Below are 21,551 nucleotides of genomic sequence, written 5' to 3' on the forward strand. Positions count from 1 at the left end.
TCCTCCTCTGAAATTTCATTCTGCTACTAATTCTTCCCGAATTATCTCAGACTCAAACAAACTTACAATTCTTTAAATTTTTTTCTGTCTCATACAGACTGTTTCGGAAAAAGAGATTTGCCATTTTTCAGGAATCTCCAGACGACGGCTATGAGGAAAATAGCGATGCCTGCCAATAAAACGCCTTGAATAGCACCGGCCATTTCCGGATCGAGCATCCCGCTCGCATATGCGCTATAGATGCCGAAAAATGCCCAGGCAATCGGGATCGGGAACGCCGCATTTTTGAAGCGCGCCAAGTAAAACAGCACAAAGCCAATCGCCACCCCTAAAATGACAAGCGTCCAAATCGAATCGGAAATGCCAAAGCCGTCCCAGCCCAACTGCACGAGAGACAGCGAAATGTTAACGATCGTCGCAATGAATACCCAGGCAGCGTACAAAGTGAAGGCAAGCCCGGCAAGTGTCGACGGAACTTCAAAGCGATGCTTGTAAATTCTCTCGATAATGAAGAGCAAGGAAAACAGTAATCCGGCAATCAATAATGTCGACAAGCCAATCCATTCATAGGAGAACACAACGATCCACCCCATATTGAACAACGAACTTATGATAAATAAAGGCGAAACCAACAGCACCAGCCGGCTGACCCTTTCGTCCTTATATTTAATCAGTAAATACCCTAGCGTAATTAATAGCAGCGTATAAATGACACCCCAAATCGAGAACGTAAACGGCGCTGGTGAAATGAGCGTCATGTATTTATCTGAAATGTCCTTTTGTGTATTGCCGTTAAAGAATCCAGAAGACCCGAGATAATTGAATCCAAGCGTCGCAAAATAAGCGATGATGTTCAAAATGGCAAACAGCCGCGTTTTCTTTAATGTGTTTTGGTCCATGGTCGTTTCCTCCTCGAAATTTCATTCTTTTGCTGCTGAAAATTGTGCGGTGCACAGGGACATTCACACACCAAAACCCCGCTACAGAAAGGTTTCGTTCTGCCGAATTGTGTGGCGCACAGGGACAGCGTGCTGCTGCCGCCCTATCCTTCCACGCCAGCTCTCAACCATTTCGCCGTCAGCGTGTCCGCTTCGAGCATGTCTTTCGGCGTGCCTTCAAACAGCACTTCGCCGCCTTTTTTGCCGCCGCTTGGGCCCATTTCGATGACCCAGTCGCTCGCGGCAATTAAGTTTAGGTTATGCTCGATGATGATGACCGAATTGCCTTTGTCGACAAGTCCTTGGAAGACGTCTAACAAATGGTCATTGTCTCGCGTATGCAAGCCGAGAGAAGGTTCATCGAGCAAATAGATTTGCCCTTCTTTTTTCAAGTGGCTTGCCAATTTTAGACGCTGCACTTCTCCACCGCTCAAAGAGCCTGTCGTTTGTCCGAGCGTCAGGTAGCCCAGGCCGACATCTTTTAAGGTATCTACTTTTTTGACGATTTTCGGCATTTCCAAATACTCGTTCGTTTCGTCGATCGTCAGCTCCAAAATCTCCACGATGTTTTTTCCTTTGTAGTGATGAGACAAAGCTTCATCGGAATACCGCGTGCCGCTGCACGCTTCGCATGTGACCGTCACAGGATCCGCAAACGCGACGTTAGGTGTCGTGACGCCTTTTCCTTCACATACTGGGCACGCGCCCAATGAATTAAAGCTGAACAATCCCGCCGGCTGCCCGGTTTGTTTGGCCATGATTGAACGAATGTCGCTCATGATGCCCATATACGTCGCAAGTGTCGAACGGCTGGACGTGCCGATGCTGCCTTGGCCGACCGCGATCGTGTCGGGATAATTTTCTGTAAAGGCACCGAACATCAACGAACTTTTTCCAGAACCGGAAACGCCGCATACGGACACCAAGGTGTTCTTCGGAATTTCCACACTGACATCTTTCAAATTATTATCAGAAGCGTGTTTGATCGAAAATGCTTCTGCCGCTTTTCTCGGCTGTTCGTTTACCGTTACTTTATGATCCAAATCGGTGATGGCGGAAGCTTTTTGCAAGCCTTCCTGCCCGCCTTGATACACCACTTCACCGCCGCCACGGCCTGCGCCTGGCCCCATTTCGATAATTTCATCTGCCGTTTTGATAACTGCCAGATTGTGTTCGATGACGACGACTGTGTTGTAATTGTCGCGTATACTTTTCAGCATATGCGTCAGCATGTCGATCTCCTCAGGATGCAAACCGGCACTCGGCTCATCGAAAATATACGTGATATTGTTCAAGCTGCTTCCTAAGTGGCGCGCAATTTTCACACGCTGGGCTTCGCCGCCTGATAAAGTGCCCATCTTGCGCGACAAGCTCAAATAACCGAGTCCCAAATCCACCAGCTGCTTGACGTTCGGATGGGCTTGCTGGGCAATCGATTTGCCGATCGGGTCGTCAATTTTCTCCAGTTCCCCGAGCAGCTCCGTTAATTCCAAGCGGTCATAATGGGCGATGTTCAAGCCGTTGATTTTACATTCCAGCACCCTCGGATTCAGTCCAGAACCTTCGCACGTCGGGCACACGCCATGCGTCGACATCGCCAACACATCTTCCTGGGACGTTCTCTTCAGTTTCGTCAGATCGCGATTGATGTACAGGCGAATAAACCTTGGAATGATGCCATCCCATTCGATTTGCGTCGTGCCTTCTTTGTAATAATACGTACCAAATACTCGCTCGCCTTCGGGTGGCCCGTACAGCAATAGATTGTATTGATCTTCTGAGTAGTCCTGGATGGGCAAGTCCGGGTCAAATAAACCACTGTCCACCATCCATCTGCCTTGCCAACCTGGTGGCGCCAAAGGCTTGAATTGCACCGCCAAATTCCGCAGCGATTTCGTCTCATCGATCATCTTACTAATATCCGGCTTTACCACTTCCCCGAAGCCATTGCATTCTGGGCAATTGCCGAACGAACTCTCCACCGAAAACTCCGTCGCCGAACCGATAGACGGGCTGCCGACGCGTGAAAATAGTAACCGGATCAACGGATCGATATCCATATACGTTCCCACGGTCGAACGCGAATTGCCGCGCACCGGCTTTTGTTCCACGACGACCACCGGGCTCAAATGCTGCATTAAGTCCGCATGCGGCCGTTCGTACCTCGGCATCTGGTGCCGGATATACAGCGGATAATTCAAAGTCATCTGCCGTCTGCTTTCTGTCGCCAAGGTGTCAAAGACCACCGAACTCTTCCCAGAACCCGACAGGCCGGTAAAGACGTTGATTTTTTCTTTCGGGATATTCAAATCGATGTTCTTTAAGTTATTTTCCCGCAGTCCTTTTAATATGATTTCATCTCGTTTTTCTGGCATGTCACATTCTCCTTTTCCAATCCGATCAAGGGATTACGCTTCTATATAAGAGCGTTCCCTGTTTCGAGGCGGTTCACACCCCCCTTGTCCCTGTGCACCACACAATTCCCACACAATTAGACGTATCCGTCAATGCGGATACGTCTAATTGTGTGATGCACAGCTACAGCAAGGCGCTGAAATCCACCCGTTGCAAGGTTTTCTGCTCTCAAATTGTGTGGCGCACAGGGACACACACGAATGCTATACTAAAACTACAGAATTCTACGAAAAGGAGTCCGTGCTTATTTTATGATGCGATCTTTACGATTTAACGGCAGCCGAATAGTCAAAACCGGTCTCGCCATCTTTTTAACAGCAACGATCTGTGTCTGGTTTAACTGGCCACCAGTTTTTGCAGTCATCACAGCTATCGTCACGATCGAGCCGACCGTCAGCGATTCAATCAAAAAAGGCTTGGTCCGGTTTCCGGCTTCCGCGATTGGTTCGGCCTTTGCCGTGCTCTTTATCACCTTGTTCGGGAACTCCCCGATTACCTATACGCTCGCCGCAGTCGCGACGATCTTGGTCTGCTTCCGTCTTAAGCTGCATGCCGGGCTATTGGTCGCGACTTTGACGTCTGTTGCGATGGTGGAAGTCATTCACGACCACTTTCTGTTTTCGTTCTTTATCCGTTTAGGAACGACGACGATCGGTCTCGTCGTTTCGACTGCCGTCAACATGCTCGTCTTCCCGCCGAACTACAGCACTGATATTTTAAAAAGCATCCATAGCATCAGCGGGCGGGCCGGCAGCATGCTCGAACACACTTTCCAAACCATCCTGTTCCATCCAGAGGCGAACCTGCAAGAAGATAAAAAAATCGCCAAACAATTGACGAGCGAAATCCGTAAGACGGAAACCTTGATTCATTACCAGCGCGACGAAGCAAGCCTATACCCGTGGGTCCGCAACCGGGAAGCTGAGATGCAGATGGCGGAACGGCAATTGCTGTTTCTCGATAATTTCGAATACCACTTGAACGCGCTGCTCCGTGTCCCGTTTCAGGAAATCAAATGGACACAAGCAGAACGGGACATCATCATGGCAGCCGTCACTGCGCTGGCTAATGACCTCGGACAGTCTATCCACTTCGACCGCGAAAAACACGAGAAGCAATTGCGCAGCATTCACAATTTGTTCTGGGAAAACAGCAAGCAGGCCGTCCGAAGCGACCAAGTCCAGCCCGCCATGTTTCCCCCGGAATTCACGATTCTTTACGAACTTCTCACAATCTACGACTTGGTCGATAAGTTTTTCGACCCGAATAGCGTCAAAGCAGTGCAAGAAGCGGAGAAATGAACAAAGGCCCCACCGGAAACTGAGGAGTTTCCGGTGGGGCCTTTTTCGGTTGAATTGTGTGATGCACAGGGACATTATTTATCCCGATTCGTCACCTTATACGTTTCGCCCTTGCTGTTGTAAGTGATCCACTCGCCTATCGGTTCACCTTGTTCGAAATGGCCTGAGCGTTTTAAGGTCCCATCGGCTCGGTACCATTCCCAGTAGCCCTCTGGCTCCCCATCAACAATCTTGCCTTTGGACCACATCGTTTTCCCGTTGGCATGGTATTTGATCGTGTAACCATCAATCACTTCGAGCTTCTTTTCCTTCACACCGTTTGGTTTCACTACATCACATTTTTCCTCGTCCATGATGGCTCCAACTCCTTCCGGATGAAATGTCTGCGCCTATAAATTGTATGGCGCACAGGGACAGCCGGCAACCGAAACCTTACTATTCCAACGATTTTGCCCTTAGAATTGTGTGATGCACAGGGACAGTTAAATCATCCAAGCGCGATCCGAATATGCGCCAGATGATGCTCTTCGTGCCACGACAGTTTCGCAAGAGTTTCAGCGACGCGAATCTCACCATCCGTTTCGTGAATAAAAACACGATCCAATTGTGCTCCCGTCACATAGTTGCCGAGTGCCACGATCCGCTCGTTCAATCCTTCTAGCATGCGGATCGAACTTTCCACCGGCAGACGATTATCCGGCAGATACGCCCATTTATCCTGGTCGAATTCAGACACCGTCGGCTGGTATTCCGTCAGCGCCAGCTTCAGGCGCTCATACAACGCTAATTGCGAATCCGCCACATGATGCACAAGCTGGCGAACCGTCCAACTGCCATCTCTATATGTTTTGTTCAAGTCTTCATCACCCAAGGAATCCACCAGTTCACGAAGCCGCGTCGTGTAGCTACCGATTTCTCTAAGCCATTCATTGACTTCTTCAGCCGTCACCTCATCTGGCACTTGCAGTTGCCCGATTGGAAATTTCACATCCATTTATGTAACCTCTTTTCTCTAATTGTGTGGTGCACAGGGACGCGCTCGAATTCAAATGCCGCTGCAGCAAGGTTCTTCCCCTCGGAATTGTTTCTTGCACAGGGACATCATCCCTTCTCCACAGCATACACCCGCTCACTTGGCAGTTCCAAACAGTTCAACTGCCCGCCGTATACCGCGCCTCCATCAATCCCGATGATGCGGTTTTCGCCGAAGTAAGGACGGTAATCCGCTGTCCCTCTCATTGTATAGCTCGGCGTATGGCCGAACACGACCTTTTTGTCGCCTGAATAGCCGCGGTAAAATTCATCGCGAATCCACATCAAGATGTATGGATCTGTCTCTTCGACCGGCACTCCTGGCTGGACACCTGCATGGACGAAGAGATAATCATCCGTCTCGTAGTAAAACGCCGTGTCTTTTAAAAACTCGACATGTTTCCAAAACAATTCCCTCGATGGCAACGTCATGCCTTCGATCGAAGCGTCGTAGCTCTGCAAAGTCGCAAGTGCGCCGTTGCGCAGCCAGTTTCCCGCTCCAGCAGTTTCGCCTTTCGCTGCTTCGAGCATCATTTGATCGTGATTGCCGCGCAGCACAATGGCGCCTTGTTCTCTCAATTCGACGACCCGCTCCAGTACGCCTTTCGAATCCGGCCCACGGTCCACGTAATCGCCAAGCAAAATCAGCTGGTCGTTTGCCGGGTCGTAGCCCGCTTTCTCAAGTACTTTATTAAATAAGCCCAATTCTCCATGAATGTCACTGATCGCCAAGATTCTTTTCACCGGACACACTCCTTCGCTTTCGAAACTTCTCTCTGCTTTGGATTTTCCCGTTTGAAATGGAAGGAAACCTATTTCCCTTTAACTGCTTCCTGGCATCCGCAGCAACAGGTATACTAATAATGAATGACAGCAGATGGCTAGAAGCTTTTTGGCGCCATCGCTCGAATGAAGAGCTCAAGACAGAGGAGTGGAAATCAGTTGGAATTTCAATTTACCCCCATGACCGTGGATTATCTGAAGGAAATCGATTCGTGGAATTACAAAGGCTTTGTGGAACAAGTCCTGATGACGCCTTATTTCAAATCAATGGAGGAAACCGGCCAATTGATCGGGCCTGGCGGTTGCGATGGGTTTGTGGCCTTGGCGGATGGCCAGCCAGCCGGATTGTTTGAATTCGTCGTGGCAGATGATTCGCTCGAAATTGGTTTAGCTTTAAAGCCGGAGCTGATCGGCCGCGGTTTTGGAGCCGATTACGTGAGACAAGGAATCGACTTCGGGCGCCGCCATTATCAAACAGAGCTGCACAGTGTTATGTTAACCGTCGAACCCGCCAATAAAGCCGCAATCCGCGTGTACGAAAAAGCCGGATTTGAAAAGCTCGAACAAAATGAAGACGGCCTTGCCATGAAACTGTCCTTGTAATGCCCCCCTGTCTAGGCAGCGCCTCTCTATAAGCAGGCTGCCTGGATGGGGGTTTATCTATTCACTAGCAAAAAGTCAGTTGGTTTCTGGCCGGACGCTATCAAAATAAGCTTCCCAGGATTGATGTTCTCTTCCAGTTGCTTCCCGGTAATGGCTCTCGTTGTCAAAATCGCCGCCATGGATGCCTTGGTAAATCCCCGTGACGACCGTACCGATAAATTCGCCAAGTTCCGCGATTCTTTCTTGCTTGAATTGTTCCGCACTGATGGCCGTGTATGTTAACTGGGCGTCAAATGCCGCATTCAAATAAGTCGCCAGTTCGTCCTGGCTGATAGCGTTTCCGTGCAAATTATAAATCTTCGCATGATGCCCGTCTTCTGTCAGCAGTTTCGCATAAGCATAGGCGAGTTCCGTTCGTGTCGTGTAGCCGCATTTGCTGTCGCCGGCGCAATTTCGGATGCCGCCTTCTTGGACATAGCTGTCGATGTATTCCACGTCCGGCTCGATGTAAATCCCGTTACGCCCAATCACCCATTCGAGCCCGCTGGCCATCACGTCTTGTTCCGTTTGCCGGTTACTTTTCACGATCGGCGAAAAGGCCGTCTGCTCTTCCGGCCCTTGGATACTTGTGTAGACTATTTTTTTCACGCCACACTTTTGCGCCGCTTGAATGACATTGCGGTGCTGCGGAATGCGCTTGTCTGGCGCATCCATGCCCGATACCAATAATAAAACATCGACGCCTTCGAGCGATTGCTCCAGTTCCTCGAGATGATTGTAATCGCCCGGCCGCACCTCGACGCCTAAATGTGCCGCTTTTTCAGGTGTTCTTGCCAGTCCAATCACTTCTTCTTTTGGGTGAAAGACAAGGAGTTCTTGAATGATTGCTGCCCCTAATTTGCCGCTCGCCGCTGTCACTGCTATTTTCATCTGCGCATCCTCCTTTGATTTCACTGTCCCCGAACCCACTTGTTTAGAATAAGCCATTTGGTCAGCTGCTATAAGTTGAGCGCCTCTCTAAAATTCCTCATGCGTCGCCGGGTCCATATCAAACAAACGGCCATCTGGGCGCGACAACTCCGAAATCGCCGCCATTTCGCTGTCATTTAATTCGAAATCGAAAATGGCCAGGTTTTCACGCTGGCGCTCGGGCGATGTGGAACGCGGAATCGACACCGAGCCGATCTGGTATTGCCAGCGCAGCACCACTTGTGGGACCGTTTTGTAATGGGCTTCGGCAATCTGGCGAACGGTATCATTCGTCAAGATATCCTCTGCCCTCGCGATCGGGCTCCACGATTGCGTTTGGATATGGTGCTCGGTATGCGCTTTGCGCTGATGCGCCTGGTTGAAAAACGGATGCAGTTCCACTTGGTTCACGCTCGGCGTGACGCCGGTTTCTTTGATGATGCGCTCTAAGTGCTCAGGCAGAAAATTGCTGACGCCGATTGAGCGGACGAGTCCCCATTTCTGTGCGTCGATCAAAGCTTGCCACGCTTCCACGTACGTGTCTTGATTGGGCAGTGGCCAGTGGATCAAATACAGGTCGAAATAATCCAATTGCGCGCGGAATAGCGATTCCTGGATCGCCACTAAGGCTTTTTCGTATGTGTGATAGCGCCCCGGCAGCTTGGACGTCACCCACAGCTCTTCTCGTGGAATGCCGCTGCGCCGAATACCTTCGCCGACCGCGCCTTCGTTTTCGTAGTTATACGCCGTATCGATCAAGCGGTATCCCGCGTTGATGCCGCTGCTAACGGCGTTCGCTCCTGCATTTCCCCACAGTCCGTATGTACCGAGCCCTGTTACCGGCAAAGTCGTGCCGTCATTTAGTGTCACTTCTGGAATTGCTTTTGCCATTCGCTTCCACTCCTCTCAAGTATATTTTCAGATTACTCTTACATATATGCGAATTCAAATCATTCGGCTTCCGAAATTTATTTAGCGAATAAAAAGAGATCCGCTCCATTGTCGAATGGAGCGGATCTCGAATTGTGTCTTGCACAGGGACGCCGCGTCACACAAACGCTGCTACCTCAAGGTTCTTGCCCGGAGAATTGTGTGGTGCACAGGGACACGTACTACTTCTTCTTCCCTTTCCCTTTCTCCACAACCTCAGCTTCAACACTCACTGCATCGTAAATCGAATTCGCAATGAAGCGATAGCTGTGTTCAGTATGGGCGCGGAACGCCAGAGAGTTCGCAAACAAGTTAAACTTCGTCTCTCCCTGTTCTGCCGTAATGGCCATCGTTTGGCCAAGAGCTTGTTCATAGCCAGGCCACCAGCCGGCGAGGTAGAAATCGTCGCTGTCCTGGAAGCTTGCGAGAACTTCTGCGCCTTCAGGAACGCCGGAAATCCATGAACCGGTTGTGACATAAAGGTTTTCTTGTTCTTCGTATCCAGCAGTCAGCGGATGCTCCGCGACATTGGCTTTCACGAGTCCTTCGTGTCTGCTTCCGGTGCTCGCATACGCAAAGCCTGGCAGCAAGCCGCTCTTGCTCACGGCGTTCAACGCAGGTGCACCGATCCCGACGAAGGTTTTGCCGCTGACTTGCGCGGCATTGAATGAACCGCTATCGCTGACGATGACATCCGCTTCCGCAGCATCCGTCAATTCAAAGCCAAGCTCGCGCAGTGAGAAGTCCAATTGCGCAGAACCGGTTGCCGCAACGCTCGGTTGCTCGAGCATTTCGGTGTCCGCATTTTTGCCATTGCCGAATACTTGTGTTTCAAAATAATAATCATCGGCATACGGGCGAAGATCGTTCGTCGCTACGACGAAATCACCAGCTTCCGCTTTGCCTTTGCTTTCCGTCAACACTTCCACAGTCTTGCCATCAGCAAGCAACGCGTTAACGACACGGATCGCATCGTTCGTCGAATTCTCGAGAATTTGTTTTGGCGGATTTCCTTTTACCGTACTTGTCGGAACGACCGCTTCTTCAAGTTCTTGAGTCTTTCCATCAAATGCATTCTCAACACGAACTTCTTCCAAATCAAAGCCTCTCAAGTCCGAAAAATTAACAACGATCGGGTCATACATCGCATCCCAATCGGACACGTCATCGCCTTCATAAAGCATGGCGTTCGCCAAGCCGCGTTTCGCCTGATCCATCGGCACGATGAATGTGCCTTTTGGATAAGTCACACCGTCCGCTTTTACCGGTTTCACGGTCTTTTCCACTTCCACGCCGTTGCGAATTAAATAATCCGCCATCTTATACGCTTCCAATGCATTCTTCTGGTTTTTGTCATCTGTCGGAATCACGTAATAATCCGGGAAGAAGTTTTCATTGTCTCCGCGGTCGCGGCCGATCACTTCACCTGCCGCGTTGACGTAATATTCATCGACGGCACGATTATCTTCTCCGTCCACGCCGCGTTTAAAAATCTCCAATTGCTCTTTATACAAGCGGTCTTTATTGTCATGCACATAATTCGCCGCGCCAAGCCCGCTGCCAACGAGTGCATTATAACCGTCCTGGCCGAGTTTCGGCACTTCGATCGTATGGCCGAGCGACCCGTGAAGCATCGCATAAATCGCCGTGTAGGCCGGCGTCATATCATCCCAACCCGAGCCATAACCGTCTTTGGCAATGAAATAAGACGTCAGCTCTGAATTCGCGATACCGGCATTGCCCATGGCATTTGCTTGTTCCATCATATTGTCGATCAATAAATCGTATTCGAAATTCGGGTTATGCGGCGGTGTTGCCGGTTCGATCAAGAACCCGTCCACATAGCCGTGGAAATCCACAAATGATAGTGGCGTCCATTTCGACAGCACTTCATTCACTTGTTGCGTTTCCACTTGCGTTTGGTACGCATTGTCTCGGTTCAAGTCAAAGCCCTCGGCGTTCGCGCGCGTGTTGGCCGCTCTGCCGTCCGGATTGCTCGTGAACATATAGAGGAAAATCGCATCATCGAGCACTTCGTCGACGTTCAAATTCTCTTCAAATTCCGTGTCGCCGTCTGTATTCATGAATTCCACTTCGTCTTCTAGTGCGAATTTCTCTAACAACTCGACTTGCACATCCACACCTTCCACTTCGTCCGGGTGGATATTATTGAACCAGATCGGCACTTGGTAATCGCCCATCGTGTCGTTCTCGAGTTTTTCAATCAAGCTCTCCGGATCTTCAAGCGCAGTCGGCAAAGTTTCATTCAAATACTGATCAACCGCTTCCTCGTCGCGAGCCAAAATGACGAAATGAATATCGCGCCCTTCTGTCGTTTTGCCGACGGTTTGATATTCGAGATAGCGATCGTTGTTTTCGTCTTCTTCAGCAGCTTCGAAAATCTCATCGATCGCCGGTTTTAATTCATCGTAAAACTTGAACTCATCGTAGACGTTCAATTCGACGGTCGCTGCCGCTTTTTCGCCGCTTGCGGAATCAACCAGCGCGAGTTCATAATCGCCGATAAATTGCTGGTACTGCGTACGGATCGTCCGGTTGGATAAATCATCCGTCCCGTACAATAAACCGAATTCCAGCACGGCCGTGATTTGGTTCGTGCCTTCCACAAAAGAAGGTTCTTCCACGACGGTGATAAACGGGTCGCCATTGTAGCTTTGGCCTTGGGTCCATTGCTGCCATTCAGATAGCGGCTTTCCGCCAAACTGGAATTCGACATCTTCCAAATCGACCCCTTCGCCTAAATCAGCCGATACTTCGACAGTGCGCGCTTCGGTCAATGAAAAGACCGAACGGCTCACTTCAAGCTGGTTCGCCTGTTGTGTCGCGCTAGCCCCCGTTTCATTTGCAGCCATTGGTGGCACAAATGCTGACAATACCAGCACTGCCGAGAGCCATCCTGCAAAAACTTTTTTCATCTACTCAACATCCCTTCGTTCATTAATTTTTTATTACCAGTTTTCAATATAACAGAATATTTCGTAATCCGAAGTAGACAAAAGGAGTAATTATTAAAAATAGGACTTTATTCCAGTTAATGAACTATTCCTTCCGCGACTAAAAAGGAACTAATTGTGTGGCGCACAGGGACATCGCTACACGAGAACCCTGATACAACAGGTTTTACACTTTTGAAATTGTGTCTTGCACAGGGACACGCCCGTCGAATTGTGTCTTGCACAGGGACGCCTCGATATACAAACCCTGCCACAGTAGTCTTTTCACCTCCAGAATTGTGTCGCGCACAGGGACACGCAAGCAAAACTTTATGCAAAATTAGGAATTCATGTACAATTAAAGAAAATACACCAAACCAGTAAGGAGCCTACATATGGAAACAAGCACTTTCAAACTGATCGAAGCAACAATTGAAGATATCCAACAAGCATTCCGCGAACAAAAACTGACCTCTGTCGAATTAGTCCAAGCCTACGTCGACCGGATCGAGGCGTTCGATCAAAACGGCCCGAAAATCAATTCCGTCCGGGCGATTAATCCAGACGCCTTGGCAATCGCAGCCGAGCTGGACGAAAAATGCGGACAAGACGGGCAAGGCCCGCTGTACGGCATTCCGGTGTTACTGAAAGACAATATCGAAACAAAAGACCCGATGCCGACGACTGCTGGCGCCATCGCGCTTGAATACAATTTCGCAAAAGAAGATGCGTTCGTAGCGAAGCAATTGCGTGATGCTGGCGCCATCATCCTTGGCAAAGTGAATTTGAGCGAATGGGCATATTTCATGTCGCAAGACGGCCCGAGCGGTTATAGCTCGCTCGCCGGCCAAGTAAAAAATCCGTACGGCATCGATGTTTTTGAAGCAGAAGATGTCGGCGGCTCGAGTTCTGGGACGGGTGCTGCCATTGCGTCGAACTTCGCAGTAGTCGGTATCGGCACGGAAACCTCAGGCTCGATCCTCAGCCCATCCAGTGCCAATTCCATCGTCGGCATCAAGCCGACTGTCGGGCTCATCAGCCGTTCGCGCATCATCCCGATTTCTGAAAGCCAGGACACCGCCGGACCGATGGCACGCACTGTGAAGGACGCCGCGATTCTCTTAGGCGCGATGACTGGCGTCGACGAACAAGATCCGGCGACACTGGGGAGCGCAGCATGCGCACTCAGCGATTACACGCCACATCTCAAAGCAGACGGTTTGAAAGGTGCCCGCATCGGCGTCGATCTCGCGTTTTTAAACAATGAAGCACCGGAAGAACGTGCCATTATGGACGCGGCCATCGAGCAAATCAAAGCACTTGGCGCCACCGTCGTTGAACTGACGATTCCACAAAAAGATTTCGAATCGGACGTGTTATGGTACGAATTCAAGCGCGGCGTTAACGACTATCTCGCCACGACACCAGACGATGTTCCAGTCAAATCACTCGCGGATGTCATCGAATTCAACAAGCAAGACCCCGAGCGGCGCATGAAGTTCGGCCAAGCCGTATTGGACAAAGCCCAAAGCTTAAGTGACGACCCGAACGACGCGACGTATTTGGAACACCGCGAAATCGACTTCCGCTCTTCTACTTCAGAAGGCATCGATCTCGTCATGAAGCAGCACCAGCTTGACGCACTGCTATTCCAAAACAACCGCGGCGCAGCGATGCCGGCAAAAGCCGGCTACCCGTCGATTACCGTGCCAGCCGGCTACATAGCAGATGACCATCCGGTCGGGGTCACGTTCAGCGCGCAGGCATTCAGCGAAGCGCGCTTGATTGAACTGGCTTATTCTTACGAGCAAGCGACGCAGAAACGGATTACACCGAATTTGGAATCGTACTGAGTTTTTATCTGCTAACTCAAAACCCCCTGCACTGAACAGTTGGTATTTGGCATCAACCATTCAGTGTAGGGGGTTTTTATAAATGTGTCATTTGAGTTCTCAAAATATCGAGTTTGTACTTTCTTTCGAGAAATTTCTTAATGAATTTTATTAGAAAATCTTATTATTCATAAAGGGTCAAGCTTGGCTTGCATGTATGCCGTCTTGATCTTTCTTATATTTAATGAATGCGGTACAAGTTTCATCTATTTCTTCTAAGATAGTAAACTCACTATCTGGGTGATAAAATAAGAAATGCAGCTACATAAAGTGGACGGGCGGTTGGCACTCCCTTGAGAAAGGGGGTGTTTAGAATATGGTGACTTACGATGCTATGAATATGCTATTTCAATTTGGTATATTCCTCACTTCAGCTTTGACCGTTGGAGTCGCGATCATCGCACTTGCCATCAACAAAAAGAAGTAACCGCCTTTTCCCTGCCAGGATTGTAGGTGGTTACTCTTTGCTTAAAACATCTTCACTTTGGCCAGCCGCACTTATACGGCATGTACTGCATCGACCGGGTGTTAGCGCACTCGGTCTTTTTTTATGTCTAAATTATAGCATATTAAGTTTTTCGGTTCTATTATTTAATAGTTTATTAACAGGCTCTTTTGGATCTTATCTTATACCCATTAATGCTGAGGCTTTTGCTTTTACATCTTTAGTAATTGAAGGATGTTTTGAAGCAATGACTTCCTTTAGAGCTTTCTCTTTCCCACCATTTTTAAAAATGGTAATAGCTGAAGAATCCTGATGAAAATGCCACTGCATTTGATGCACTATAATAACCGCTCTCTACTGAGCGATCGGCAATTGCCGTTACTCAGGTTGAATTGTGTCTTGCACAGGGACGTTGCACACCACAAACCCCCATACATCAAGGTTTTTGCCAGCAGAATTGTGTGATGCACAGGGACATTCACTTATTTCAACTCCACCTTCCCCAACTCATCCAACAACGCAGGCCGCTTCGGATACATGAACTTAATCTCCTCGACTAACCCCGTTGCTGCTTGGGCACCAAGTGCGGTTTGGAACGACTTGATTTTCTGGCAGGCGGTCCAATAGGCTTTGCGGTTGGACGCCTGGTCGATCAGCCGGTAAATATAAGCTGTGTAGATTTCATTCACTTCATGCGGATAATCCGCCAGCAGGTGCGGATACAGCTGCTCGATTGCGGAGAGGTCCTTCCGGCAGTAATCCAGCAACTCGCCCAATTTCTGTTCCTCGATAAGGATTTCAAGATACAACGCCCGACTTCGCGGGTTGCGTTTCATTTCATCTAGAAGTATCGACAACTTCTCTGGCCATTGCCCGGCATCCACCAAACTCTTCAGTTTAAAGTAATATTCTTCCTCGCCTTCTAGCGCAAATTGAAAGCTGAGGTCAATCATCTCCGCTGTGTTGCCCATTCCTTCGTAAGCTTTGAAACGCAGCTTTTTCCATTCATACATAAGCCCCGCAAAATTCGCATCCAGTCTCTCCGACTCTTCACAAACTTGAAGGGCTTTTTCAAACTCTCTAGCTTCTAATGCCTGCCACATCTGCGCTCTGCGGATAGCGGGGTAGGCATGAAACTTGGTGCAAAACGCATCGATCGCTTCTTGATTTCCTTGTTGTTGCAGCACCCAAAGCTGATAGCCGCGGAACCGTTCTTCTATATAACGGTACGTTTTGTTTTGCATTTCCTTGCTGGTAATTAATTTTTCAATAAAGTCATAAAATTTAACGGAAAAGTCACCTTTTTCACTCCATTGCAAGACGGCTTCCAACAAACCGCTCGCGGCATCGGTAGTGTCTTGTTCCAGCGCAAACAGGATATGCGGATACAACAGGGCAAGCACGCGGTCGACCGTTGCTTCGTCCACTTCTCCCGGCCACTCGGCCAGCGCCACATAAATCTTCTCCAAACTTTCGTAAATCGCCGAACTGATCTCTCCAGATGAATCGTCCGCGATATGCAGCATACTCGTACATTCCCGGACAACGAGCAAACTAAGTCGGATGATCTTTTCGGCATCTTGCCTTGAATCCAAGCCTTCCAAAAACTCAAGCACTTCCTCCACACCCTCGAGCGCTTGATCTATCCGGTTCCATTCGATAAATTCATTGCGCACAGCATGGTAAGCTGCTATCCGGATCAGCTGGCGCGCCTTTTCTTCGTCCATCTCGCCCGTCTCCAAAAATTTCTCTTTCAAATAATGATGGACAGCCGGTTGCTTCTCCATCACCTCTTCTAAAATTTTCAGCAGTTCCGCTTTTTTCAGCGTCTTTAATTGCGCCATTACATCCACTGCAGAAGAACCGTTCACTTGTTTGTATTGACGAATCGCCAAGCATACCGCCACTTCGTGCTTGCATAGCGAATCCGATTCGAATGGACAGGTGCAATACGAGCCGACAATGGTGCCGTCTTTTCTGACATTGATCGACACTTCGTAGTCCTCTGTGCCGCTCACGATCGCATTCCACCGATTCGTCGCCACTTCTGCCAACTGCTCGACAAAACCTTGTTCGAAATAATCCACTCCGCGCTTATAAAGCTTTGCGGGAACGGTCTTTTTTAAGTTATTTAAGTTCATGAGAATTCCCCCTGCCTTGATTATAACCTGCAGGGATTCAGATGAAGAAACAAATACAAAAATCACACCCGCTATCTTGCTGCAGCGGGTGTGATCTTGTATCGCATATGGATTTCGTGAGCCATTCCACTTTTCGTGTTCTAAGAATCAACACATTGAAGCGGGTTCATCTATGCTTCTTCTTTCACGGACTCCTCAGGAATGATCAAGTTCAAGGCAATCGCCACAAAACAGGCGATGGTGATGCCAGAGCCGCCGAACAATAACTTGATCACTTCCGGAAACCCATTCATCGCATCGGGCACTTGGCTTAAGCCGATCCCAAATACTAAAGACAAGCCAATGATGATCTTGGCTCTTTCATTTAACGGCTCGGACGTCAAGATCGCGATACCGGTTAAGGTGATTTGAGAAAAGATAATGACCGTGGCCCCGCCAATAACTGCTGGTGGCATGGTCGAAATTAACGCGCCCACCTTAGGAATGAGCCCAGCCAAGATCAAGAACCCGGCGCCAACTGCGACGACATAGCGGCTCATGACTTTGGTAAAGGCGATCATCCCTACGTTTTGGCTAAACGAGGTATTCGGCAGCGAGTTGAAAATCGCTCCGAGAGAAGACGTAAAACCATTAGCGATGACAGAACCGGAAAGCTCCTTTTCGGTCGGCTCTCTATCGGCTCCCCCGGTCGTCATCGCGGTCACATCCCCGACGGTCTCAACAGATGTCACGATGAACATGATCATCATCGGGAGGATCGCCCCCCAGTAAAATTCTATTGGAAAATAGAACGGTTGCGGAACGGAAAACCAGCTCGCTTCTCTCATGGCCGTAAATTCAACCATCCCCAGTGGCAAAGCCACTAAATATCCAATAATAATACCGATTAAAATAGAGGAAGTTTTCGCCATTCCCGTTGCATATCGATTAAGAAATAACACAATGGCCAATACGAGTAACGCCACTAGCCAGTTTTTAGCTGAGCCAAAACTTTCAGACCCACTGCCGCCAGCCATCGAGACAATACCTGTCGGCAACAAAGACAAACCGATCGTCAAAACAACTGTACCGGTGACGATTTTCGGAAAGAATCTCCTTACTTTCTTGATGAAGAATCCTAAAGCGCCGCCAAACAACCCGCCGATCAGGCTGGCACCCAATAATCCACCGATGCCGTAGGAGCCGGCAATGACGAGATTGGTCGGCAGAAACCCAAAACTCGTCCCCATCACGACCGGCAGCCGTGCCCCGACCATCCAGATTGGGTAACATTGGATGATCGTTGCAATGCCTGCCATGACCATGGCACTTTGAATCAAGATCGTTAAATCCGCTCCAGTGATGCCGACTGCCCCCGCAATGATAATCGGAACGGCCACGTTTCCTAAAAACATCGCGAAAATATGCTGCAACCCTAAAGGGATGGCTTCTTTTAATGGAGGTACGCCATCCACATCGTATTTATTCGTATTCTTCACCTTCGTGTCAGCTCCAACTACTTCCTTCATACAACACCTCTTTTCCATTTTCTTTGGCTATTCGTGCTATCTTCGGTTAGACAGGACTCTGCACTTCATGCGGACGCTTTCCGCGGACGAAGCGCTAAGCCTCCTCGTCGCAAGCTTCCGAGGGGTCTCATCACTCCGTTCTTCCGCAGGAGTCGCCGCATTGCGCTCCGAGTCCTTGAGATATTGTTTGCGAAAAGTCTAATAGTTCGTGACTCTCCTTGATTTGATTCCCCCACTTACTAGCCAGCCTATATAGAATCAATCTCCAATATCTTTTTCACCGCATAATCCGCGCCTCTGTCTCTCGAGACATTTCGCCAGTATCGTAAATTGTCTTTAGAAACCTCTTCTAACTCATTCAATGCCGTGGCCAATTGTTCCTTGCTGAAATTATTCGGATCCAGCACTTTTCCTAAATTATGCTTTTCGATGTCGTAAGCGATATTAAACTGATCGCTCGAAAATGGCAGGATGACCATCTCTTTTCCGTGGTACATCGCTTCCGTTAAGGTGTTGCAGCCCCCGTGGAAGACCACGGTGTCGACATACTGCATCAGCGCCACTTGAGGGATAAACCCTTCGATGATCGTATTCGGCGAACTGTATTTCTGAAGTGCCTCCGCATGGCTTCCTGCCGAAACAATCAACAGCGCATCCGGATGGCTTGCTCTCGCCGACAAGATCAGTTTTTCCAGCACGTCTTTCCGGTTCGATAAAAACGTCCCCAAGCTGATCATGATTTTCTTTTCGTCAGTCTCTATTCGTTTCATCCACTCTTCATCTAAAGCCACCGCTTGGAATGAATTCCCGATAAACAGCTCTTTCGGGTTTTCTTCGTGTTTTTCGTTATCGTTGAAATCAAAATAATTGTAGATGACCGCAATTTCCGACACTAAGCTAAACGCATTGCTGATGGGGTCGATCGATTTATTTTTCGTGATGATACTATTGAACACTTCCGTAAACTCTTGCTGTGTTTGGGTGGACACTTGCTTGAGCTTCGCCAAATCGCCCTCTTCGACCGTGATCGCCTCGGGCCAGTTTTTCGGCACGTTGAAATACCGCCCGTCTCGTGGAATGGTGTTTGGATGGGGCGGGCAGAACGTCACAAACGGCAGCCCCAAGAAATATAAGCTCAGCGTAACTGAATAAGACAGGATATCGACGACATAAAGATCCACATCCAGGGAATCATCGATGACTTTAATATTGTCGATCAACTTTTGCGGGTTATACAGCATATCCGCTTTTCTATGGTGGGACTGCGTGATCAGTGTTTCCACTGCACCTTTTTTGGTCGACTCGAAGAATTCTTCGAGTCTCATTCTCTCCGTATCCGGTTGGACGGTGTCTTCACTTGTCCCCGTATTTTTATTGGCACTGATGTCGATCTCGTAGAAATTCAAGTTATCTTCCAAAATCTTGTCCTTAAATTCGATGCTGCAGCCAAAAGTCACTTCTGCACCGTGTGCTTGAAAACTTTTCGCCAACACGAGCAAGGGGTTAAAATGCGAGTAAAAAGGAGGACTGATAAAGAAGATTTTTCTATACTTCATTGGCAGTTTCTCCTTCTAGGGACAAATAAAATGACACGAACTCTTTTGAAATGTTTTGAATCGAAAAGTGTTCATCCACTGTTCGCTGTCCTGCCGCTTGAATTTTTTGAATGGCTGCTGGATCAATTAAAGAATCATACAAATGGCTTTCGGTTTCTTTCGCGATCGTTTCCCAATTGCTGGTGTCGATCAAAAATCCATTTTCGCCATTCCTCATATAACTTTTCACTCCGCCTTTGATTGGGCCGAGCGTTAGGAAGCCCATCGACATCGCTTCTAATATGGCGATGCCAAACTCTTCTTTGACACTTGAGCACAGATAGATATGCGGATAGTCAAAGTCTTTCTTGATGATCGTCCGTTCAAGCGAGCGGATGTCCCCATTCGACATGGCCCCTTTATGGATAAACCGGCCTTTGAACTCAGGATGCTTTTGCACGAAATCCTCGAAGAACTCCATCACCATTTTTTCTTCTGGACTCGGGTTTTCTAAGTCTCCTCCGATAATGAGAAGATTGTGAGTGTCTGAGAGCTTGGAGTTTGCCCACGCTTTGAGCAGTTCCATCTGCCCTTTTAACACGGCCAATCTCCCGACATTCAAGATGATAGGTTTTTCAAAGAAAGCTTTATTGGTTTCACTCCATTCCGCAAGTGGGTTGGGAGAGTTCTCGATGTCTTCTGCATCCATCGCTTGGGCGGTGTGTATGCCTTCACCGATCATTTTGATCTTGCTATTTACAGCCTCGTCCTGAAATTGAGGGAAATAGACTGCCAGTTCTGTTTGCACATCTCCGTTGCCGATTCCGACGATTCCGTCGCTTGTGTGGATCAATTCATCGCCTATTTTGATTTTGTTGAGTTTTTCAATCAGCTCGTTAAATTCTAGTGCTTTTATGTGCCCCGCTCCATCAAACATATTTCGGTGCGGGTCTGGCGTTAGCGTAAAGACCAGTTTGCTGTCTAACTCCTTAGCTAAATGAGCCACCGCTTTCGACGCATTGTCTAAAAACCGGATGTGAAAGACGTCCGGCTCTATATTCGCCTGTTTCAAGAAATGGGCGATTTGCCGTTTGATAAAGAGCTCTCGTTTAATAAACTTGTCTGATCTGGACTGATCCAAATAGATCGGCAATCGGATAAAGACGTGTTTATCGCCGTGAAAGCTGATAAACGGCTTGGTGGATGCTTGCGTGATTGTAATCGTAAACACATGGGCAATCTGATCATCTTTCGATACTTCTTCACCCAAGGATTTCAATAACACCGCTAAGCCGCCGTTGTTTCCTTTGCCACTATCTTCAAAATCCCCGTAAAACATCGACTGCAAAATCGACGTGCCTTGCTTATCGAACGTGCCATCGCTCTGGAGAAAATCCAAATAACTATCCACAAACACTTGGTTGTGGTCGTTTCGGATGTGCTCGTCCACAACGGCGGGATCCATCGTTTCCAGTGGAGACAGACTCATCAAGGCATTCATTCCTTGGATTTTGATGCTGTCCGGGTAATCAAGGGCCAATAATTGGGTTAGGGCATCTATAGATTCCTGTTTGTTAAAACGCTCCACATAGTCCAGCAAGATCGAAACGATTTCGAAATCCTGTCCGTATTGCTGAAGCATCGAACCGATCTCGTCATCACTTAACAAATCCAACTCACATTCAATGCACAGATCCACAACATGATAAAGCTTTTGACTATCGACTTGCCGGGTGACGAGTAAGTCTTTTATTTTTCTTTCTATAGTTGGCTTAATCTCGTCGTTGAATAAAGTCAAAATCGCATCGACGATAAATCGGTCCGTAGTGGGATGCTGTCCTAAAAAAGCCAGTAATCCATCAATGTCCTTATCGTCTAGCTTCTTGTTCAGCTCGAGTTGCTTGATCATTCGAATGTGCTCGATCACTCTTTGTTCATCGGAACTAATAGCCGTGCCGTTATTTATGTACTCCTCCAAAAATTGAAGTGGGTAACTGTCATTGCTTTCGTGGCCGTAAACTTGATTTCTGAACTCTATGAATTCGTTCATTTTTCATCCCCCGATGCTTTCAGTAGATTAGTTTATCCCTACTCTATACCACCAG

General features: G+C 48.5%; 17 protein-coding genes. 4 read left to right on the forward strand and 13 right to left on the reverse strand.

The genetic code is table 11. The annotated features are described in order from the left end of the window. Positions 1–89: 89 nt before the first annotated feature. On the reverse strand, positions 90–899 hold the full coding sequence (locus AY633_RS09695) for a TspO/MBR family protein (protein ID WP_068488173.1): 810 nt from the start codon (positions 897–899) through the stop codon (positions 90–92). A gap of 143 nt (positions 900–1,042) precedes the next feature. Continuing rightward, positions 1,043–3,313, reverse strand: coding sequence for an excinuclease ABC subunit UvrA (locus AY633_RS09700; RefSeq protein ID WP_068488174.1), 2,271 nt, complete (start codon positions 3,311–3,313; stop codon positions 1,043–1,045). 294 nt (positions 3,314–3,607) lie between these two features. On the opposite strand from AY633_RS09700, the gene AY633_RS09705 reads away from it, so the two are divergent. Continuing rightward, entirely contained in the window at positions 3,608–4,654 is a 1,047-nt protein-coding gene (locus AY633_RS09705; RefSeq protein ID WP_068488309.1) for an aromatic acid exporter family protein, read from the forward strand. A gap of 74 nt (positions 4,655–4,728) precedes the next feature. On the opposite strand, the gene AY633_RS09710 is transcribed toward AY633_RS09705, so the two are convergent. From AY633_RS09710 to AY633_RS09720, 3 genes are all read right to left on the reverse strand, one after another. Then, on the reverse strand, positions 4,729–5,007 hold the full coding sequence (locus AY633_RS09710; RefSeq protein WP_068488175.1) for a toxin-antitoxin system YwqK family antitoxin: 279 nt from the start codon (positions 5,005–5,007) through the stop codon (positions 4,729–4,731). Between the two features lie 134 nt (positions 5,008–5,141). Further along, positions 5,142–5,648: a YfiT family bacillithiol transferase gene (locus AY633_RS09715; RefSeq protein ID WP_068488176.1), complete on the reverse strand. Its 507-nt coding sequence runs from the start codon at positions 5,646–5,648 to the stop codon at positions 5,142–5,144. Positions 5,649–5,755: 107 nt separating this feature from the next. After that, positions 5,756–6,430, reverse strand: coding sequence for a metallophosphoesterase family protein (locus AY633_RS09720; protein ID WP_068488177.1), 675 nt, complete (start codon positions 6,428–6,430; stop codon positions 5,756–5,758). Between the two features lie 219 nt (positions 6,431–6,649). Here AY633_RS09720 and AY633_RS09725 point away from each other — a divergent pair, with 219 nt between their 5' ends. Next, entirely contained in the window at positions 6,650–7,072 is a 423-nt protein-coding gene (locus tag AY633_RS09725) for a GNAT family N-acetyltransferase (RefSeq protein ID WP_186008763.1), read from the forward strand. Positions 7,073–7,147: 75 nt separating this feature from the next. Here the strand turns inward: AY633_RS09725 and AY633_RS09730 are convergent, their stop codons facing one another. The 3 genes from AY633_RS09730 to AY633_RS09740 form a co-directional block, all read right to left on the reverse strand. Next, a complete protein-coding gene (locus AY633_RS09730; RefSeq protein ID WP_068488179.1) occupies positions 7,148–8,002 on the reverse strand; it encodes an SDR family oxidoreductase in 855 nt (284 codons plus the stop codon). 87 nt (positions 8,003–8,089) lie between these two features. Continuing rightward, positions 8,090–8,932, reverse strand: coding sequence for an aldo/keto reductase (locus AY633_RS09735; RefSeq protein WP_068488180.1), 843 nt, complete (start codon positions 8,930–8,932; stop codon positions 8,090–8,092). Positions 8,933–9,153: 221 nt separating this feature from the next. After that, complete coding sequence (locus AY633_RS09740; RefSeq protein ID WP_068488181.1) at positions 9,154–11,907, reverse strand: M14 family metallopeptidase; 2,754 nt, start codon at positions 11,905–11,907, stop codon at positions 9,154–9,156. A 413-nt stretch (positions 11,908–12,320) separates the two neighbouring features. Here AY633_RS09740 and AY633_RS09745 point away from each other — a divergent pair, with 413 nt between their 5' ends. Together AY633_RS09745 and AY633_RS16730 are read left to right on the forward strand one after the other, a co-directional pair. Then, complete coding sequence (locus AY633_RS09745; RefSeq protein WP_068488182.1) at positions 12,321–13,778, forward strand: amidase family protein; 1,458 nt, start codon at positions 12,321–12,323, stop codon at positions 13,776–13,778. A 355-nt stretch (positions 13,779–14,133) separates the two neighbouring features. Continuing rightward, positions 14,134–14,244, forward strand: coding sequence for a putative holin-like toxin (locus AY633_RS16730; RefSeq protein ID WP_222101831.1), 111 nt, complete (start codon positions 14,134–14,136; stop codon positions 14,242–14,244). A 195-nt stretch (positions 14,245–14,439) separates the two neighbouring features. Here AY633_RS16730 and AY633_RS16625 read toward each other — a convergent pair whose 3' ends face one another. The 5 genes from AY633_RS16625 to AY633_RS09765 all read right to left on the reverse strand — a co-directional run bounded on the left by AY633_RS16625 (position 14,440) and on the right by AY633_RS09765 (position 21,496). Continuing rightward, entirely contained in the window at positions 14,440–14,592 is a 153-nt protein-coding gene (locus AY633_RS16625) for a hypothetical protein (RefSeq protein WP_186008764.1), read from the reverse strand. Positions 14,593–14,744: 152 nt separating this feature from the next. Further along, complete coding sequence (locus AY633_RS09750) at positions 14,745–16,403, reverse strand: SWIM zinc finger family protein (RefSeq protein ID WP_068488183.1); 1,659 nt, start codon at positions 16,401–16,403, stop codon at positions 14,745–14,747. Between the two features lie 170 nt (positions 16,404–16,573). Further along, positions 16,574–17,911: a uracil-xanthine permease family protein gene (locus AY633_RS09755; RefSeq protein ID WP_068488184.1), complete on the reverse strand. Its 1,338-nt coding sequence runs from the start codon at positions 17,909–17,911 to the stop codon at positions 16,574–16,576. A gap of 248 nt (positions 17,912–18,159) precedes the next feature. After that, positions 18,160–19,467: a glycosyltransferase gene (locus AY633_RS09760; RefSeq protein ID WP_068488185.1), complete on the reverse strand. Its 1,308-nt coding sequence runs from the start codon at positions 19,465–19,467 to the stop codon at positions 18,160–18,162. Next, positions 19,457–21,496 carry a glycosyltransferase family 4 protein gene (locus tag AY633_RS09765; protein ID WP_068488186.1) on the reverse strand — a complete coding sequence of 680 codons (2,040 nt, stop codon included), beginning with the start codon at positions 21,494–21,496 and terminating at the stop codon, positions 19,457–19,459. Before AY633_RS09765 ends, AY633_RS09760 begins: the two co-directional genes overlap by 11 nt. Positions 21,497–21,551 lie beyond the last annotated feature (55 nt).

This window comes from Planococcus maritimus, assembly GCF_001592825.1.
In the GTDB taxonomy this organism is placed as follows: Bacteria; Bacillota; Bacilli; order Bacillales_A; family Planococcaceae; genus Planococcus; species Planococcus maritimus_C.

Coding starts and splice junctions, on each gene's coding strand:
- AY633_RS09695 (WP_068488173.1), bottom strand. CDS start 899: ATGGACCAAAACACATTAAAGAAAACGCGGCTGTTTGCCATTTTGAAC.
- AY633_RS09700 (WP_068488174.1), bottom strand. CDS start 3,313: ATGCCAGAAAAACGAGATGAAATCATATTAAAAGGACTGCGGGAAAAT.
- AY633_RS09705 (WP_068488309.1), top strand. CDS start 3,608: ATGCGATCTTTACGATTTAACGGCAGCCGAATAGTCAAAACCGGTCTC.
- AY633_RS09710 (WP_068488175.1), bottom strand. CDS start 5,007: ATGGACGAGGAAAAATGTGATGTAGTGAAACCAAACGGTGTGAAGGAA.
- AY633_RS09715 (WP_068488176.1), bottom strand. CDS start 5,648: ATGGATGTGAAATTTCCAATCGGGCAACTGCAAGTGCCAGATGAGGTG.
- AY633_RS09725 (WP_186008763.1), top strand. CDS start 6,650: ATGACCGTGGATTATCTGAAGGAAATCGATTCGTGGAATTACAAAGGC.
- AY633_RS09730 (WP_068488179.1), bottom strand. CDS start 8,002: ATGAAAATAGCAGTGACAGCGGCGAGCGGCAAATTAGGGGCAGCAATC.
- AY633_RS09735 (WP_068488180.1), bottom strand. CDS start 8,932: ATGGCAAAAGCAATTCCAGAAGTGACACTAAATGACGGCACGACTTTG.
- AY633_RS09740 (WP_068488181.1), bottom strand. CDS start 11,907: ATGAAAAAAGTTTTTGCAGGATGGCTCTCGGCAGTGCTGGTATTGTCA.
- AY633_RS09745 (WP_068488182.1), top strand. CDS start 12,321: ATGGAAACAAGCACTTTCAAACTGATCGAAGCAACAATTGAAGATATC.
- AY633_RS16730 (WP_222101831.1), top strand. CDS start 14,134: ATGGTGACTTACGATGCTATGAATATGCTATTTCAATTTGGTATATTC.
- AY633_RS16625 (WP_186008764.1), bottom strand. CDS start 14,592: ATGCAGTGGCATTTTCATCAGGATTCTTCAGCTATTACCATTTTTAAA.
- AY633_RS09750 (WP_068488183.1), bottom strand. CDS start 16,403: ATGAACTTAAATAACTTAAAAAAGACCGTTCCCGCAAAGCTTTATAAG.
- AY633_RS09755 (WP_068488184.1), bottom strand. CDS start 17,911: ATGAAGGAAGTAGTTGGAGCTGACACGAAGGTGAAGAATACGAATAAA.
- AY633_RS09760 (WP_068488185.1), bottom strand. CDS start 19,467: ATGAAGTATAGAAAAATCTTCTTTATCAGTCCTCCTTTTTACTCGCAT.
- AY633_RS09765 (WP_068488186.1), bottom strand. CDS start 21,496: ATGAACGAATTCATAGAGTTCAGAAATCAAGTTTACGGCCACGAAAGC.